The sequence below is a fragment of the Pseudomonas turukhanskensis genome, assembly GCF_027922365.1.
Lineage (GTDB): Bacteria > Pseudomonadota > Gammaproteobacteria > Pseudomonadales > Pseudomonadaceae > Aquipseudomonas > Aquipseudomonas turukhanskensis.
The window spans coordinates 190,696-207,093 of sequence record NZ_BSFN01000007.1 but is presented as its reverse complement, the minus strand read 5'-3'; the positions used below and the strand labels follow the sequence as shown (position 1 = coordinate 207,093).

Sequence of the window (16,398 nt, the reverse complement as noted above, 5' to 3'; positions counted from 1 at the left end):
ACCACCATGACCAAGCCGCATAAATCGCCGAACTCGGCACCGCAAGTCGTGCGGCAATCGCGCATCTCCGAAGGCAACCCATTTCCATTGGGCGCTACCTGGGACGGGTTGGGCGTCAACTTTGCGCTGTTCTCCGCCCACGCCACCAAGGTGGAGTTGTGCCTGTTCGACAGCACCGGTGAAACCGAGCTGGAACGCATTGTGTTGCCCGAGTACACCGACGAAATCTGGCACGGCTACCTGCCCGATGCGCACCCGGGGCAAATCTATGGTTACCGCGTTTACGGCCCCTATGAGCCCTCGGCCGGGCATCGTTTCAACCCCAACAAACTGTTGATCGACCCGTACGCCAAACAGTTGGTTGGCAAGCTGAAGTGGTCCGAATCGCTGTTCGGCTACACCATCGGCCACAAAGATGCCGACCTCAGTTTCGATAAGCGCGACAGCGCCAAATTCGTACCCAAGAGCAAGGTGATCGACCCGGCCTTCACCTGGGGCGAGCGCCCCAACGTGCGGGTACCCTGGGACAGCACCATCATTTACGAAGCCCACGTGCGCGGCACCAGCATGCGCCACCCCTCGGTGGCCGAAAACCTGCGCGGCACCTACGCCGGCTTGATGAACCCGGACCTGCTGCAACACATCAAGCGGCTCGGCGTTTCCACCGTGGAGCTTTTGCCTATCCACGGCTTTGTCGATGACAAACACCTGCTGGAAAAAGGCATGAACAACTATTGGGGCTACAACAGCATCGCCTTTTTTGCGCCCCACGCCGGCTACTCCGCCAGCGGCCATATCAACGAATTCAAAGAGATGGTCGCCCACCTGCACGACGCCGGGCTCGAGGTGATTCTGGATGTGGTTTACAACCACACCGCCGAGGGCAACGAGCTGGGCCCGACCCTGAGCATGCGCGGCATCGACAACGCCAGTTACTACCGCCTGCTGCCCAGCGACAAGCGCCACTACATCAACGACTCGGGTACCGGTAACACCCTGGACCTAAGCCACCCGTGCGTGCTGCAGATGGTGACCGACTCGCTGCGCTACTGGGCCACCGAAATGCGCGTGGACGGCTTCCGCTTTGACCTGGCGACCATCCTCGGCCGTTACGCCGACGGCTTCGACGAGCGCCACAGCTTCCTGGTGGCCTGCCGCCAGGACCCGGTGCTGAGCAAGACCAAGCTGATTGCCGAACCCTGGGACTGCGGCCCCGGCGGCTATCAGGTCGGTGGTTTTCCGCCGGGCTGGGTGGAATGGAACGACCGTTACCGCGACAACGTGCGGGCCTTCTGGCGCGGCGACGAAGGCCAGGTGGCCGAACTTGCCAGCCGCCTCACGGCCTCGGGTGACCTGTTCAACCAACGCGGCCGCCGGCCTTTCGCTTCGGTGAATTTCATCACCGCCCACGACGGTTTCACCCTGCGCGACGTGGTGTCTTACGACCACAAGCACAACGACGCCAATGGCGAAGACAACCGCGACGGCAACGACAACAACATTTCCTGGAACCATGGCGCCGAAGGCCCCACCGACGACCCGGAAATCAAAGCGCTGCGCCTGCGCCAGATGCGCAATATGCTCGGCACGTTGTTGTTGTCGCAGGGCACGCCAATGATCGTGGCCGGTGATGAATTCAGCCGCACCCAGGGCGGCAATAACAACGTCTATTGCCAGGACAATGAAATCGGCTGGGTAGACTGGAACCTCGACGAGGAAGGCAAAAGCCTGCTGGATTTCACCCGCCGAGTGATCAGCCTGCGCAAGGCCTTTCCGATCTTGCGTCGCGGGCGTTTTCTGGTTGGGCAATACAACGAGGAACTGGGCGTAAAAGACGTCACCTGGCTGTCGCCCTGCGGCAACGAGATGACGCCCGAGCAGTGGGAAGACCCGCACGCTCGCTGCCTGGGTATGCTGATGGACGGTCGCGCGCAACCCACCGGCATTCGCCGTAAAGGCGCCGATGCCACGTTGTTGCTGATCCTCAACTCGCACAGTGACGTGGTCAATTTCACCCTGCCGGAAGTAGCCGGAGGCCGCGGTTGGACCTGCCTGCTGGACAGCAACCGGCCGGAAGACCACAGCAAGGAATCGTTTGAATTCGACGCCGAATTCACCGTTACCGGTCGCTCGCTCCTGCTGTTCGAGCTTCAGCGCGACACCAGCGCATGAGGAGCCCACAGCATGGAACGCCGCTTCAGCGATGCCGATCTGCAGGCTTTCCTGCGCACCTTGACCGTGCCGGTGCGCAAGCCCGGCGCGGCGCTTAGCCAAGTCGTCAATGAAGGCCTGGACCGTCTGCCCTACCCGGGCGGCGGTTCCACCTTGCAACGCTGGCGCGGGTTGGCCAGCGTGGCTGCGACTGACCTTAGCCTGTGCAAACTCTACGAAGGCCATACCGACGCCTTGGCAATCATTGCCGAGGTGCAGGCCGACTACGCCATGCCGGCCGACAGCACCTGGGGGATGTGGGCGGCTGAACCGCCGCAGGCCAGGGTGCATATCAATGCCCGTACTTCGGCCAAGGATGTGCGCCTGGACGGCCTTAAAGCCTGGTGCTCCGGCGCCAAGGAAATCAGCCATGCACTGCTGACCTGCTGGGACGAAGAAGGCCAGCAGCAACTGGTGGCCGTGGCCCTGCAACAACCGGGTATCGACGTTACCGATCAAGGCTGGAACGCCGTGGGCATGGCCGCCACCGCCAGCGTGGAAGTGCGCTTTGACCAGGCGCGGGGGCACCTTATCGGCCCGCCGGGCGCCTACCTGTCCCGTCCCGGTTTCTGGCAAGGCGGTGCCGGCATCGGCGCCTGCTGGTTTGGCGCTGCACAGGCGCTGGGCGAAGCCTTGCGCAGCCACTGCCACAAGCGCGCCGAGCCCCATGCCCTGGCACACCTGGGTGCACTGGACACCGCCCTGAGCTGTACCGCCGACAGCCTGCGCGCAGGGGCTGCCTGGATAGACGAGCACCCCTATGCCAGCGCAGAACGGCTGGTTCGGCGCTTACGCAGCCAATGCGAATTGGCCGCTGCGCAGGCCATTGAACACGTCGGTCGGGCCTTGGGCGCCGCTCCTTTTTGTCGCGATGAAAAATTTGCACAACTGCTGGCAGACCTCCCGGTCTATGTAAGACAGAGCCATGCAGAACGCGACCTGGCCGCTCAAGGTGAGCGGGTTGCCGAAGAACCAGAAGGAAGCTGGATGTTATGAAACCGAATTTGATCAATAGCCAACTTATCGGCACGCCGCTGCAGGCCTGGAACCAATCCCGGCGCTTGGGCGATGTACAGCCTATCGGCCTGGACGCATTGCTGCCAGCAGGCTCGCGGGCGGTAATTGTCGCACCGCATCCAGATGACGAAGTGCTTGGCTGCGGCGGGTTGATGCAATTGCTCGCTCGGCAAAACATTCCACTGCTGCTGGTTTCGGTCACCGCCGGCACCGGCAGCAATATGGGTTCGCACTACTGGACACCGCAGCGCCTGAGCATCGCCCGGCCGCTGGAAAGCGCCCAGGCATTGCGCCGTCTGGGCCTGGACCAGAGCCAATACAAATGGCTGCACGCCGGCTACCCGGACACTCAGGTGCACGTGTACGAGGACGAACTCACCCAGTTTCTGCTCAGCTATATGCTGCCTAACGACGTGCTGTTCACCACCTGGCGTAACGACGGCCATAGCGACCACGAAGCCACCGCCCGTGCCTGCATCGCCGCGTGCGAACACGCCCAGGTACCGCTGCGGGAAATCCCGATCTGGGCCTGGCATTGGGCTGATCCGGAAGACGCGCGCATTCCTTGGGAGCGGGCACGCAAACTGCCGCTCGACATCTTCACCCAAGCGCGCAAACGCCACGCGATTCAAGCCTTTGCCAGCCAGATTCACGCCGACCCGCAAGCCGACTTGCCCCCCGTTCTGCCCGCCTGCGCCGTGGAGCGCCTGCAGCAACCTTTTGAACTGATGTTTGTGTGAGGGCGAGCCATGAGCGTGGCCGATAGCTACTTCGAAGGCATGTTCCGCGCGGACGCCGACCCCTGGGCGATGCGCACCCGCTGGTACGAACGGCGCAAGCGTAGCCTCACCCTCGCCTGCCTGCCGCAGCACGAATACAAAAGCGTGCTGGAACTGGGCTGCGCCAACGGTGAGCTGAGCGCCAAGCTGGCCAATCGCAGCGGCCGGCTACTGTGCTGCGACACCTCTACCACCGCCCTGGAATTGGCCCAGGCGCGCCTGAAACAGCGGCCCAATGTGCAGTTTTGGCAAGGCCGGCTGCCCAAGGAGTGGCCGCCCGGCAAGTTTGACCTGATCGTTTTCAGCGAGCTGGGTTACTACCTGGACAGCACCGATCTGACTCAACTTATTTTCAGCATGCGCTACGCCCTCGCCCCCGGCGGCACGGTGCTCGCCTGCCATTGGCGGCCCACCATCGACGGCTGCCCGCACACGGGCGACCAGGTGCACGCCGAGCTTCATCATCTATTACGCATGCCGCGCCTGGTCTGGCACCAGGAAGCCGATTTACTGCTGGAAGTGTGGTGCGAAGACGCCACCTCGGTAGCCGAGCAAGAAGGCCTGATCAGGAGAGCAACATGATTGGTGTGATCATCCCGGTACACAACGAAGAAAAATTGCTGGGCAACTGCCTGGTAGCCCTGCAGCGCGCCGCCGCGCACCCGGAACTGAACGGCGAAACCGTGCATATTCTGGTGGTGCTCGATAGCTGCACCGACGCCTCGGCACAAATCGCCCTGGCCCATGGCGTGGCCTCCATTGCCGTGGATGCACGTAATGTGGGCGAAGCGCGTGCCACCGGCGTGCGCCTGCTAGTGGACCAGGGCGCGCGCTGGCTGGCCTGCACCGACGCCGACAGCCAGGTGGCCGAAGACTGGCTGGTGGCGCAGTTGCACCAGGGCACCGACGTGGTGTGCGGCACTGTGCAGATCGCAGACTGGGGCGATATTCCGGATGAGGTTCAAGCCGAGTACCAAGGCCGCTACCACAACGGCGATGGCCACCGGCATATCCACGGCGCCAACCTGGGGTTTAGCGCGTTGGCGTATATCCGCGCTGGCGGCTTTCAACCCTTGGCGGTAGATGAAGATGTGGAGTTGGTGGCGCGGTTTCAGCAAAGCGGCGCCAGCATCGCCTGGACCGCCATGCCCCAGGTGGTCACCAGTGCACGACTGGAGGTGCGGATGGCCGGCGGGTTTGCCGACTACCTGCGCACCTTGACGGCCTCCCAGCAGGTTCCGGTGTAACAGGCGCTCTCAACTGGCCGGCTTAAAAGCCGGCCAGTATTTGTAGATGACGGGCCTGCGCTTGCTGCTCCAACACTGGCCTGAACCGCACACAGTCCCCCGTTTGCGCCTGCGCCAGGCGCGCCAACGCTTCAGGCGTCAACGCACCCACACGCGGATAACCGCCGATGGTCTGCCGGTCATTGAGCAGCACGATCGGCTGGCCATCAGGCGGCACCTGAATCGCACCCAGCGGAATGCCTTCGGAAATCAGCGCCGCGCCCTGATACTCAAGCGCGGGCCCAAGCAGACGAATGCCCATGCGGTCGGCGCGGCTGTCCAGTTGCCAGGGGCGATTAAACAGGTCGAACAGCGATTGGCCGCTGAAGTCGCCAATCTGGGCGCCCAGTACCAGGTCTAGAGGCTGCTTGAGGCTCAAGTCCGGGATTAGCTCGCGCGGCAGCTGCCGAGGCTCAGCCGTGCCCGGCCACTGCAACGTATCGCCGCTGACCAGCGCCTGACCCTCGCCGTGCAAACCGCCGAGGCCTTCGCGGCTAACGGTGCTGCAACTGCCCAACGTTGGCGTGCAGGCAAAGCCACCGGGTGCAGCCAGATACGCTCGCAAACCCTGTTGCGGATGGCTAAAGCGCAAACGCTGGCCCGCGCGCACCGTAAAACTTTGCCAGGGTTCTAGCGCCTGCCCATCCAGCGTTGCAGCCAGATCCGCACCGGCCAGCGCCAGGCAACCGTCCTGCTGAATAAGCACACCGAGGCCGCCCAGGGTGATTTCGATCACGGCTGCATCCAGCGCATTACCCAACAGCCAATTGGCCCAATACATCGACAGCCAATCCGCCGCGCCACCCTGACTCACGCCCAGGTGGCGCACCCCAAAGCGGCCGCCATCCTGCAGTTGGATCAATGGCGTGCTTTGCTCGATCAGCAGTCCGCTCATGCCAGCGCCTCCAATGGCGTGTCATCCCCGCCCTGGCGCAAAAACTCGGCATGGTCGACGGGCATAAACCGCACGCGATCACCCGGCTGCAGCAGGCTGTAGCCGTCAAGCGCGCGGTCGAATAATGCAGTGGGCGTACGCCCCAGTACGTTCCAGCCGCCGGGCGAGGTCTGCGGGTAGGTTGCCGTCTGCCGCTCCGCCAGGGCCACACTGCCGCGGGTGACGCGCTTGCGTGGCGTGGCCAGACGGGGCGCAGCCAATTGCGGATCGACCAGCCCCATATAAGCAAAACCCGGCGCAAAGCCGAGGGCAAATACGTGGTACGCATGGCCGCTATGCCGCTCGATGACCTGGCTGACCGACAACCCGCTGCGCGCCGCCAACAACTCAAGCTCCGGCCCCACCTGCCGGTGGTACCACACCGGAATCTCATGCAAGCGACCACCGCCCTCACCCGCCGGCTGCAGGTTTTCCAGCGCCGTAGCAATCAGCTCCCGTGCCTGTACGGCGCCAATACGTTGCACGTCGTAGTGCAGCATCAGCGTGGTGTAAGACGGCACCAGGTCGATTAGCCCCGGGCCGAACTCCGCGCGCAATCGCTGCACCGCAGCCAGCAACCAGGGCATATGGGCTTCGTCGATGTCATCGAACAGGCGCAGCATCAGGCAGTCCATGGCGACCACCTCGACCCGCACCTTCATGCCGTTTTCAGCTCATCGAGAGCGTGGCGAATACGCCGCACCGCCGCCACCGACGCGGCGTTGTCGCCGTGTACGCAAAGGGTATCGACCTGCAGCTGCAAAGCGCTGCCATCACTGGCGATCAGCGGTTTGCCCTGCGCCAGGTCCAACGCCTGGGCGACGATCCGTTCCGGTTCGTGGTGCACCGCGCCCGGCAGGCTGCGCGCTACCAGGTTACCGGCGCCGTCATAAGCGCGGTCGCTAAAGGCCTCGAACCACAGTGGCACGCCAAATTCATCGCTTAAGGCTTGCGCCACGCTGTTGTCGGCGCGGCCCAACAGCATCAGGCGCACGCCGCCATAACTGGCCACTGCCTGAAACACCGCCCGCAGCAACGTAGCGTTACCCATCATGTCGTTGTACAGCGCGCCGTGGGGTTTGACGTATTCGACTTCGCCGCCCTGCGCCCGGCAAATACCGGCCAGGGCGCCGATCTGATAATGCAGCAGGTCGATGACTTCCTGGGGCGCCAGGGCCATGGAGCGGCGACCGAAGCCTTGCAAGTCGGGGTAGGCAGGATGGGCGCCGATACGTACCTGGTTCTCCAACGCCAGGGCCACGGTTTTGCGCATGGTGCCGGGGTCGCCGGCATGGAAGCCGCAGGCGATATTGGCGCAGTCGATATGCGCCATTATTTCGGCATCCAGGCCCATGGTCCAGGCGCCAAAACTTTCACCGATATCGCAATTCAACAACACCATGCTCGCTCCTATTGCTCCCAGGCCGGCGCCACAATCTGCAGGCCGTGCTGACCGTTGTAGGCGGCGCGCTCGGGTTGCCGCCAGCCTTCCAGCAAGGCGGGCTGGAGTGTATAGATTTCGACGCCCAATGGCCGGCAAACACTCAACGGATCTTGCGCCTCGGGCCCCCACATCGGCAGCGACAGGTCGCCACCCGGGCAGGTGGACAGCGCGCAGAGCAGGTCGATTTCGGCAAAGAACTCCAGGTAGTCGCCCTGCTTGGCCGGGCAGGCTTTCATAAAATACAGGTCGTCGTCGTTCAGGCCGGTGCACTGGAAAACGTTGAGCACGTCATGCACATCGAACTCGGTCAGGCCGTGGGGCAGCACAGCGCGGGTCAGGTTGGAGTGGCAGTGGTGATGAAAGTCTTCACCGGTGAGCATCTTGTTTACATAGGGGTCGCACCGGGTGCCAAGCAGGTCGTGCACGCGGCCACCATGCTCATCGATGCCGTAGCCGGCCAGACTGTCGTCGGTGATGGTCACCAGCGGACGCAGAAACGGCAGGTTCGACCACAGGCGGTCGTAGGTGGTTACGTGCGCGCCCTGCAACTGCCGGGTACGGGCGGCCCACAGGCGCTCGCGGGGGTCGTGGGCGTTCCAGATATTCAGGTCACCTACTTGCGGGCCCACGGGTGTGGTGATGCGAAAAACATGGCCGGCCGGCACCTTCCAGGCGCGGCCGGTACGGATCGGAATCTGGAATTGCTCGATAAGCGTGCGCGCGTTCTGCTGCTCGCGAATGCGCTGGTAAAAGGCCTCGTTGACCTGCAAGGCAGAGCCTTTGCTGACTTGGTAGGCGGCTGGGTAGTCCTGGTAGGCCTTGGGCATGATCGGGTTCCTGGGGTAAGAGGAAGATCAACAGCATCGAGGCTCAAGCCTCTCCCACAGGGAACGTGCAAGCAAGTCCTCTCTCTTGCGGGATACTCGGCTAACGTCCCCTCTCCCACTTGTGGGAGAGGGTTAGGGTGAGGGAGCGGTATTGAGCCGGGCATGGGATTGCGTAACGGCCAGCCCTCACCCCCGACCCCTCTCCCGCACGCGGGAGAGGGGTGCACGGCATTTGACTTTATTTGCCGGTTTTTACTTTTGTCCACGTCCGCGTACGAATCCGCTCCAGCGCTGGCGGAAGCATCTCCACACTGTACAACTTGGCCTGCACCTCAGCCGGCGGGTACACGTTGGGGTTATTGCGCAACGCCGGGCTGATCAGGCTGTCCGCCGCCTGGTTGGGGTTGGCGTAGGAAACATAATCGGAGATCGGCGCCACCACCTCCGGGCGCAGCAGGTAGTTGATAAAAGCGTGTACCTGCTCGATGTTCTGCGCATCCCGCGGAATGGCCAGCACGTCGAACCACGCCGCCGTGCCCTCTTTGGGAATGCGGTATTCGATCTTGATGCCGTTTTTCGCCTCAGTGGTCCGCGCCGCTGCCTGCATGGCGCCGCCCGACCAGGCCAGCGCCACGCAAATATCGCCATTGGCCAGATCGGTCACAAACTTCGAGGAACTGAAATAGGTGATCGACGGGCGCAATTTGTTCAGGTGCGCCTCGGCCTTTTTATAGTCCTCGGGGTTGTGGCTGTTGGGCGACAGGCCGAGGTATTGCAGTACCTCGGGAATGACCTCGGTGGGCGCATCTAGGTACGCCACGCCGCACTGTTTGAGCTTGGCGAGAATCTCCGGGTTGAACAGCAGGTCCCAGGAGTCCAGCGGTGCATCGTCGCCGAGGATGGCTTTGACCTTGTCGACGTTATAGGCAATGCCGTTGGTGCCCCACATATAGGGCACCACGTACTGGTTGCCAGGGTCTTTGGCGGCCAGCACCTTGAGCAGTTCGGGGTTGAGGTTTTTCCAGTTGGGCAATTTGCTCTTGTCGAGTTTCTGGAACACCTGGGCCTTCATGTAGTTGGGCAGAAAGCTGTCGCTGGGCACCACCAGGTCGTAACCGGAGTGGCCGGAGAGCAGCTTGGCCTCCAGCACCTCGTTGCTGTCGTATACGTCGTATTTCGGCTCGATGCCGGTGTCCGCTTTGAAGCCTTTGAGGGTGTCCGGGCCGATGTAATCGAACCAGTTGTAGATGCGCACCACCGGCTCGGCAGCCAGTAACGTAGCGCTGGCCAATAGCGAGGCGCCGAACAGCAACCCCAGCGTCGATTTGTTAAGCATGGCTGGCACCTGCTTCGTAGCCCTGCAATACGTTGACGGCATTCACGCCGATGGCCTCTACCGCGTAACCGCCTTCCATCACGAACAAGGTGGGCAGGCCCAGCGCGGCAATGCGCGCGCCCATGGCCAGGTAGTCTGGCGAGTCGAGTTTGAACTCGGAAATCGGGTCTTCCTTGTAGGTGTCCACGCCCAGGGAAATCACCAGCACATCCGGCGCATAAGCAGCGATTTTGCCGCAGGCATCTTCCAGCGCTGCACTCCACACCGGCCAGCCGCTGCCCAGGGCCAGCGGGTAGTTGTGGTTGCAGCCCGCGCCCGCGCCTTCGCCGGTTTCGTCGGCATTGCCGAGGTAGTACGGGTATTCGTCCAGCGGGTCGCCGTGAATGGAGGCGAACAGCACGTCGCCGCGCTGGTAGAAAATTTCCTGGGTGCCGTTGCCATGGTGGTAGTCGACGTCGAGGATCGCCACACGCTTGGCGCCCTGGTCGAGAAACGCCTGGGTGGCGATGGCGACGTTGTTGAGGAAGCAATAGCCGCCCATAAAGTCGCTGCCGGCATGGTGACCTGGCGGCCGGCACAGGGCGAAGGCCGTGCGAGCGCCTTGGCGCATATGGTCCTGGGCGGTGAGCGCGACCTGCGCCGAGCTGTAGATGGCCTGCCAGGTGCCGGCGGTAATCGGCGCCTCGGTATCGAAGCAGTAATGCCCCAACTCGCCGATCAACGCGCGGGGAATCGGCCCGTCGCGGCGCAGACGGCGCGCGGGAAAGCACGAGGGCAGCAGGTCGCAGCTGTGGCCTTCGGCAGCCCAGCGCGCCCAGGCGCTTTGCAAAAAGCTGAGGTAGCCGCTGTCGTGCACACGGGCAATGGGCGCCAGGCCGAAATCCTTCGGTTCGATCACCTCGCCAAGTTTCTGCTGCTTGACCCGTGCCAGCACCGTATCGGCGCGGCTGGGCATTTCGAAACAGGGCTGCAACTGGCCATCGACCAGTTCGGTCTGGCCATGGTGCAGACGGTGGTCGTCGCTGTAGACGGTCAACATGGGGCGCTCCTCATCAGTGTTCTTGTGCCGGCATTGTGGCCACAAGGCAGTTAAATGGAGAACGCTGGCAGCGGCCAAAAGGGGATCTAAATGGCCAACATCAGTGGCCGATAGCACCATAGCGGCAGGCAGCGCAGGTTGGCCTGCACGCGTATACTCGCGCCACCTTAAACCGGAGACCTGCCATGACTATCTCTCTGTACGCCGCGTCCGTTCCTGTTTTCAAGCAAATGCTCACCAGCCTGAGCGCTGTGCTGAAAAAAGCCGAAGAACACGCTGCCGCCAAGAACATCGACCCTGCCGCCCTGCTGCAAGCGCGCCTGTTCCCCGACATGTTCCCCCTCACCCGCCAGGTACAGATCGCCTGCGACTTCGCCCGCGGCGTACCGTCGCGTCTGGCCGGCGTGGACGTGCCCAAGCATGAAGACGTGGAAACCACGTTTGAACAGCTGCAAGCGCTGCTGAAGGAAACCCTGGAGTACCTGGCGACCTTTACCCCAGCCCAGGTAGATGGCAACGAGGAACGTGAAATTGTTACCCGCCCGGGTACGCCGAAAGAGCGCAAATTCACTGGCCAGTCGTATTTGCTGACTTACGGCCTGCAGCACTTCTTCTTCCACGTAACCACCGCGTATGCGCTGCTGCGTCATAACGGCGTTGAGGTGGGCAAGATGGATTATGTGGGGCAGCCGCAGAGCTGAGTGTTTCTGGGTGGAATGAGGTTTGCCTTTGCCCTCACCCCCGGCCCCTCTCCCGCACGCGGGCGAGGGGAGACAAACGCGATTGCCGAACTAACGTAGTTCAATCCCCTCTCCCGCTAGCGGGAGAGGGTTAGGGTGAGGGCCGCTGTTGCCCTACTCCTTCTGCCCCAACTGCTCCACCTGCCATCCCCCACCCATCGCCGCAATCAACTGCACACTCGCCGTCAACCGGCTACCCAACAGGGTGAGTACGGTGCGTTCGTTCGACAGCGCCGTGGTCTGTACGGTGACCACGTCCGAGAAGTCGACGGTACCGGCGCGGTACTGGTTAAGCATCAAGCGCAGCGACTCGCGTGCCGAATCCAGCGCTTCCTGTTGCACGCCGCTTTCTTCTTTCAACACATCGAGCTGAACCATATAGTCTTCCACCTCGCGAAACCCGGTCAGCACGCTCAGGCGGTAGGCGGCCACGGTGGCGTCGTAGCTGGCTTCGGCCTGTTCCACGCGCGAGCGGATCAAGCCACCGTCGAACAGGGTCATGGCGAAGTCGGGGCCGATGGACCAGTAGCGGTTTGGCGTGGTCAGCAGCTGTGACAGGCTGTCGTTACGGAAGCCGCCGCTGGCGCTCAAGGTGATGTCCGGGTAGTAGGCGGCCTTGTTCACCCCGATCAGGGCGTTGGCAGCCCTTACGTCGCGCTCGGCCGAGGCGATATCGGGGCGCCGTTGCAGCAGTTGCGAGGGCACGGTGGCCGGTACTTGCGGCAAGCCGGGAATGTCGTTGGTTTCCGCCAGGCTGAAGGTGGACGGCGGCTCGCCCACCAGCACGGCAATGGCGTTCTGCAGTTGCGCGCGCTGGTATTTGAGGTCGATGGCCTGGGCCTGGGTGCTTTTTACTTGCGTGCGCGCCTGGGCCACGTCGGCCTTGGTGACGATGCCAGCGCGGTATTGGTTTTCCGCCAGTTTGAAGGCTTTTTCGTAGGCAGCGACGGTGTCATCGAGCAGGCGTTTTTGCGCGTCCATCACCCGCAGCTGCAGGTAGTTCTGCGCCAGTTCCGACTGCTGGCTGAGTTTGGTAGCGGCCAAGGTGGCCTGGCTGGCTTCGGCGCTGGCGCTGTCGGACTCAAGTTGGCGGCGCAGCTTGCCCCACAGGTCCAGCTCCCAGCTTACGCCGAGGCTCGCCTGGTAACTGTTGCTGATACCGCCACTGCTGCCGCTGCTGACGGTGGAGCCATCCGACAACGACACCGTGCCGCCACCACCCGACGCCTGCCCGGAGCGGGTTTTGCTGAACGCCGCACTCAGGCTCGGGAAAAACGAAGCGCGTGCACCACGGGCCAGGGCTTGTGCCTGACGGTATTGGGCTTCGGCCTGGGCCAGGGTCTGATTGGAGGTTTCCAGGCGCTGCTGCAACTGGTTCAGCGTGGGGTCGCCATACAGCTCCCACCAGGCGCCGCGGTGCAACGCATCGCTGGGTTCGGCCTGCGTCCAGCCCGCTTGCTGTTTGAAGCTGGCGGGCACTGCCACATCGGGCTGCTTATAGTCCGGGCCAACGGCGCAGCCAGCCACGGCCACGGCCACCGCGAGCAGCAGGCTGCGGGAATACAGGCTCATAACGAAGTCTCCAACGAAGCATCAGTGCGCACGCCTCTGCGGCGGTTAACCCAGTGGCGCAAACGATCCAGGTACAGGTACACCACCGGTGTGGTGTAGAGGGTCAGCAGTTGGCTGGCGATCAGGCCGCCGACGATGGTGATACCCAGCGGGCGGCGCAGCCCGGCGTCGCCGCCGACGCCGAAAATCAGCGGCAGCGCGCCGAGCAGCGCGGCCAGGGTGGTCATCATGATCGGCCGGAAGCGTTTTACGCACGCTTCCAGAATCGCCTCGCGCGGCGTCATGCCCAAACGACGTTCAGCCTCAAGGGCGAAGTCGATCATCAGAATGGCGTTTTTCTTGACGATGCCGATCAGCAAAATGATGCCGATCAGCGCAATCAGACTCAGCTCGCTGCCACACAGAATCAACGCCAGCAAGGCACCGACTCCTGCCGAGGGCAAGGTGGAAAGAATGGTCAGCGGGTGCACGTAACTCTCGTAGAGCATGCCGAGCACGATATACACAGCGCCCAGGGCCAGCAGAATCAGCCAGGGCATATTGTTCTGCGTGTCTTGCACGGCGCCTGCATTGCCTTCGAAGCTGGCCTGGATATCCAGCGGCAATTGCAGCGGCTCGATGGCCGCCATGATCGCTTCGCGGGTCGGGCCGATCTGCGCCTTGGGCGCCAGGTTGAACGACAGCGTGGTGGCCGCGAACTGGCCCTGGTGGTTGACCGACAACGGCGCCGTACTCGGCTCGAAGTGACTGAATTCGGCCAGCGGCACGCTCTGCCCGTCGCTGCCAATCACATACACCTGGCGCAAAATTTCCGGGCTTTGCTGGTACTGCGCGCCCACTTCCATCACCACGTGGTACTGGTTCAGCGGGTTGTAGATGTTGGCGATCTGCCGTTGGCCGAACGAGTTGTTCAACACCTCGTCCACCAGCGACATGTTCACCCCCAGCGTAGCGGCGCGGTCGCGGTCCACCACTAGGCGGCTTTGCACGCCTTTGTCTTGCGAGTCGCTGTTGAGGTCCACCACCTGCGGCACCTTGCGCATGGCCGCCTCTACTTTCGGCGCCCATTCGCGCAGCAGGTTCAGGTCGTCGCTGCGCAGGGTGAATTGGTTGGTGGCGTTACTGTCGCGGCCGCCCAGGCGCACGTCCTGCCCGGCATTGAGGTACAGCGCAGCGCCAGGGATTTCGGCCAGTTTGGGGCGCAACCGGGCCAGAATGGTGTCAACGTCGTCGCGCTCGCCAATAGGTTTCAAGGTGACGAAAAACGAGCCGGTGTTACTCGACTGCCAGCGCCCACCGCCGAGGAAACCCACCACGTTTTCGATGTCCGGGTCGGCGCCGAGAATCGCCCGGAACTTGCCCATTTTTTCCTGCAAGCCCTGGAACGAAATGCTCTGGTCGGCAATGGCAAAACCGCGCAGCCGGCCGGAATCCTGTGCCGGCAGAAAGCCCTTGGGCACAACCACGAACAGGTAAAGGTTGAGCACGATGCAGCCCAGCATGATCACCACCATCAGCCGCGAATGCGCCAACGCCCATTCCAGGCTGGCCTTGTAGCGCGCCATCAGGTTCAAGAACAACTTGCTGTCGGCCTTGGGCTGTTGCTCCGGTGCATCCTTGGGCCGTGCTTTGAGCAGCCGCGCGCAAAGCATCGGCGTCAGCGTTAACGACACCACCAGCGACACCAGAATGGCCGCCGACAAGGTGACGGAAAACTCGCGGAACAGCCGCCCGATAATCCCGCCCATCAGCAGAATGGGGATAAACACCGCCACCAGCGACAGGGTCATGGACAGCACGGTAAAGCCCACTTCGCGGGCGCCATGTATGGACGCCTCCAGCGGTGACTCACCCTCCTCAATCCGCCGCGCAATGTTCTCCACCACCACAATGGCGTCGTCCACCACAAAGCCGGTGGCCACAATCAGCGCCATCAACGACAGGTTGTTCAGCGAGAAGCCGCACAGGTACATCACCGCAAAGGTGCCCACCAGCGACACCGGCACCGCCAGCGCCGGAATCAGCGTGGCGCGCGGGCTGCGCAGAAACATATAGACGACCAGAATCACCAGCAGCACCGAGATGATCAGGGTGATTTCCGCTTCATCGAGGGAAGCGCGAATGCTCGGGCTGCGGTCATCCATCACCGACAGTTGCACCTTCGGCCCGATCAGCTCCTGAATCTCGGGCAACAACGCATGGATGGCATCGGTGGCTTCGATGATATTGGCGCCCGGCTGGCGGGTAACGATCAACAGCACCGCCGGGTTGGCGCCGGAGAAACCGGCGTTGCGCACGTCTTCGACTGCGTTGGTGACTTCGGCAATATCGCCCAGGCGCACCGCTGCACCGGTGGTGGCGTTGTAGTGCACGATCACCGGCAGGTATTCGCTGGCCTTGCGCAACTGGTCATTGGCATCCACTTGCCATTGCTTGCTGGCGCCGTCGATGGCGCCTTTGGGGCCGTTGGAGTTGGTGTTGGCAATGGCAGTGCGCACGGTGTCCAGGGCTATGCCGTATTTGTTCAGGGCGTCCGGGTTAAGGTCGACGCGCACCGCCGGCAGCGAACTACCGCCGATGCTCACCTGGCCGATGCCTTTTACCTGGGCCAGGCGCGGCGACACCAGGGTGGACGCCATGTCGTACATCTCGCCGCGGGTATAGCTGTCCGAGGTAAGGGTGAGCACCATCACCGGCATATCGGACGGATTGGCTTTGCGGTACGACGGCAAGCTCGGCATGCCGCTGGGCAGCAGGCTGCTGGCCGCGTTGATGGCGGCCTGCACTTCGCGGGCGGCGCCGTCGATGTCTTTTTCCAGGGAGAACTGCACGATCACCGTGGCCGAGCCCAGCGAGCTGCTGGAGGTCATTTCGGTGATGCCGGCGATGCGCCCCAATGCCCGTTCCAGCGGCGTAGCCACCGACGAGGCCATGGTTTCCGGGCTGGCGCCAGGCAACGAGGCGCTGATCATGATGGTGGGAAAATCCACCGACGGCAGCGGCGCCACGGGCAACAGGTTGAACGACAGCCAGCCGGCGAGCAGCAGGGCCAGCGTCAGCAGCGAGGTGGCGACTGGGCGGCGGATGAAGGGGGTGGAGAGGCTCATGCTGAGATCACCCTTTGCACCGCCCTCACCCCAACCCTCTCCCGCACGCGGGAGAGGGGGCCGATGGAGTCAGCCGCGAGAACGAGGTGCGCTCCCCTCTCCCGCT

Annotated in this window: 14 protein-coding genes; 6 read left to right on the top strand and 8 right to left on the bottom strand. The window is 63.0% G+C overall.

Annotation, left to right across the window (positions count from 1 at the left end):
• Positions 1 to 6 precede the first annotated feature (6 nt).
• The 5 genes from glgX to PKE98_RS14345 are packed head-to-tail and all read left to right on the top strand — an operon-like array spanning position 7 to position 5,254.
• Entirely contained in the window at positions 7 to 2,172 is a 2,166-nt protein-coding gene (gene glgX / locus PKE98_RS14365) for a glycogen debranching protein GlgX (RefSeq protein WP_271195983.1), read from the top strand.
• A 12-nt stretch (positions 2,173 to 2,184) separates the two neighbouring features.
• Positions 2,185 to 3,207: an acyl-CoA dehydrogenase family protein gene (locus tag PKE98_RS14360; protein ID WP_271195982.1), complete on the top strand. Its 1,023-nt coding sequence runs from the start codon at positions 2,185 to 2,187 to the stop codon at positions 3,205 to 3,207.
• Complete coding sequence (locus PKE98_RS14355) at positions 3,204 to 3,968, top strand: PIG-L deacetylase family protein (protein ID WP_271195981.1); 765 nt, start codon at positions 3,204 to 3,206, stop codon at positions 3,966 to 3,968. Before PKE98_RS14360 ends, PKE98_RS14355 begins: the two co-directional genes overlap by 4 nt.
• A 9-nt stretch (positions 3,969 to 3,977) precedes the next feature.
• The gene (locus PKE98_RS14350; protein WP_271195980.1) at positions 3,978 to 4,589 is read left to right on the top strand and encodes a class I SAM-dependent DNA methyltransferase; all 612 of its coding nucleotides are present in this window, start codon (positions 3,978 to 3,980) and stop codon (positions 4,587 to 4,589) included.
• Positions 4,586 to 5,254 carry a glycosyltransferase family 2 protein gene (locus PKE98_RS14345; RefSeq protein WP_271195979.1) on the top strand — a complete coding sequence of 223 codons (669 nt, stop codon included), beginning with the start codon at positions 4,586 to 4,588 and terminating at the stop codon, positions 5,252 to 5,254. The genes PKE98_RS14350 and PKE98_RS14345 overlap by 4 nt, the downstream gene beginning before the upstream one ends.
• A gap of 22 nt (positions 5,255 to 5,276) precedes the next feature.
• On the opposite strand, the gene PKE98_RS14340 is transcribed toward PKE98_RS14345, so the two are convergent.
• From PKE98_RS14340 to PKE98_RS14315, 6 genes are all read right to left on the bottom strand, one after another.
• Positions 5,277 to 6,188, bottom strand: coding sequence for a 5-oxoprolinase subunit C family protein (locus PKE98_RS14340; RefSeq protein WP_271195978.1), 912 nt, complete (start codon positions 6,186 to 6,188; stop codon positions 5,277 to 5,279).
• Positions 6,185 to 6,889 (bottom strand): 5-oxoprolinase subunit PxpB, encoded by a 705-nt coding sequence (gene pxpB / locus PKE98_RS14335; protein ID WP_271195977.1) that lies wholly within the window; start codon positions 6,887 to 6,889, stop codon positions 6,185 to 6,187. The genes PKE98_RS14340 and pxpB overlap by 4 nt, the downstream gene beginning before the upstream one ends.
• Positions 6,886 to 7,629 carry a 5-oxoprolinase subunit PxpA gene (locus PKE98_RS14330; RefSeq protein ID WP_271195976.1) on the bottom strand — a complete coding sequence of 248 codons (744 nt, stop codon included), beginning with the start codon at positions 7,627 to 7,629 and terminating at the stop codon, positions 6,886 to 6,888. The genes pxpB and PKE98_RS14330 overlap by 4 nt, the downstream gene beginning before the upstream one ends.
• Before the next feature lie 8 nt (positions 7,630 to 7,637).
• Positions 7,638 to 8,498: an urea carboxylase-associated family protein gene (locus tag PKE98_RS14325; RefSeq protein WP_271195975.1), complete on the bottom strand. Its 861-nt coding sequence runs from the start codon at positions 8,496 to 8,498 to the stop codon at positions 7,638 to 7,640.
• 238 nt (positions 8,499 to 8,736) lie between these two features.
• Complete coding sequence (locus PKE98_RS14320; protein WP_271195974.1) at positions 8,737 to 9,834, bottom strand: polyamine ABC transporter substrate-binding protein; 1,098 nt, start codon at positions 9,832 to 9,834, stop codon at positions 8,737 to 8,739.
• Entirely contained in the window at positions 9,827 to 10,873 is a 1,047-nt protein-coding gene (locus tag PKE98_RS14315) for a histone deacetylase family protein (protein WP_271195973.1), read from the bottom strand. Before PKE98_RS14315 ends, PKE98_RS14320 begins: the two co-directional genes overlap by 8 nt.
• 185 nt (positions 10,874 to 11,058) lie before the next feature.
• Between PKE98_RS14315 and PKE98_RS14310 the strand changes: the two genes are divergently transcribed.
• Complete coding sequence (locus PKE98_RS14310) at positions 11,059 to 11,574, top strand: DUF1993 domain-containing protein (protein WP_271195972.1); 516 nt, start codon at positions 11,059 to 11,061, stop codon at positions 11,572 to 11,574.
• 153 nt (positions 11,575 to 11,727) lie between these two features.
• On the opposite strand, the gene PKE98_RS14305 is transcribed toward PKE98_RS14310, so the two are convergent.
• Both PKE98_RS14305 and PKE98_RS14300 read right to left on the bottom strand, forming a co-directional pair.
• On the bottom strand, positions 11,728 to 13,185 hold the full coding sequence (locus tag PKE98_RS14305) for an efflux transporter outer membrane subunit (RefSeq protein WP_271195971.1): 1,458 nt from the start codon (positions 13,183 to 13,185) through the stop codon (positions 11,728 to 11,730).
• Positions 13,182 to 16,292 carry a multidrug efflux RND transporter permease subunit gene (locus PKE98_RS14300; protein ID WP_271195970.1) on the bottom strand — a complete coding sequence of 1,037 codons (3,111 nt, stop codon included), beginning with the start codon at positions 16,290 to 16,292 and terminating at the stop codon, positions 13,182 to 13,184. The genes PKE98_RS14305 and PKE98_RS14300 overlap by 4 nt, the downstream gene beginning before the upstream one ends.
• Positions 16,293 to 16,398: the final 106 nt, after the last annotated feature.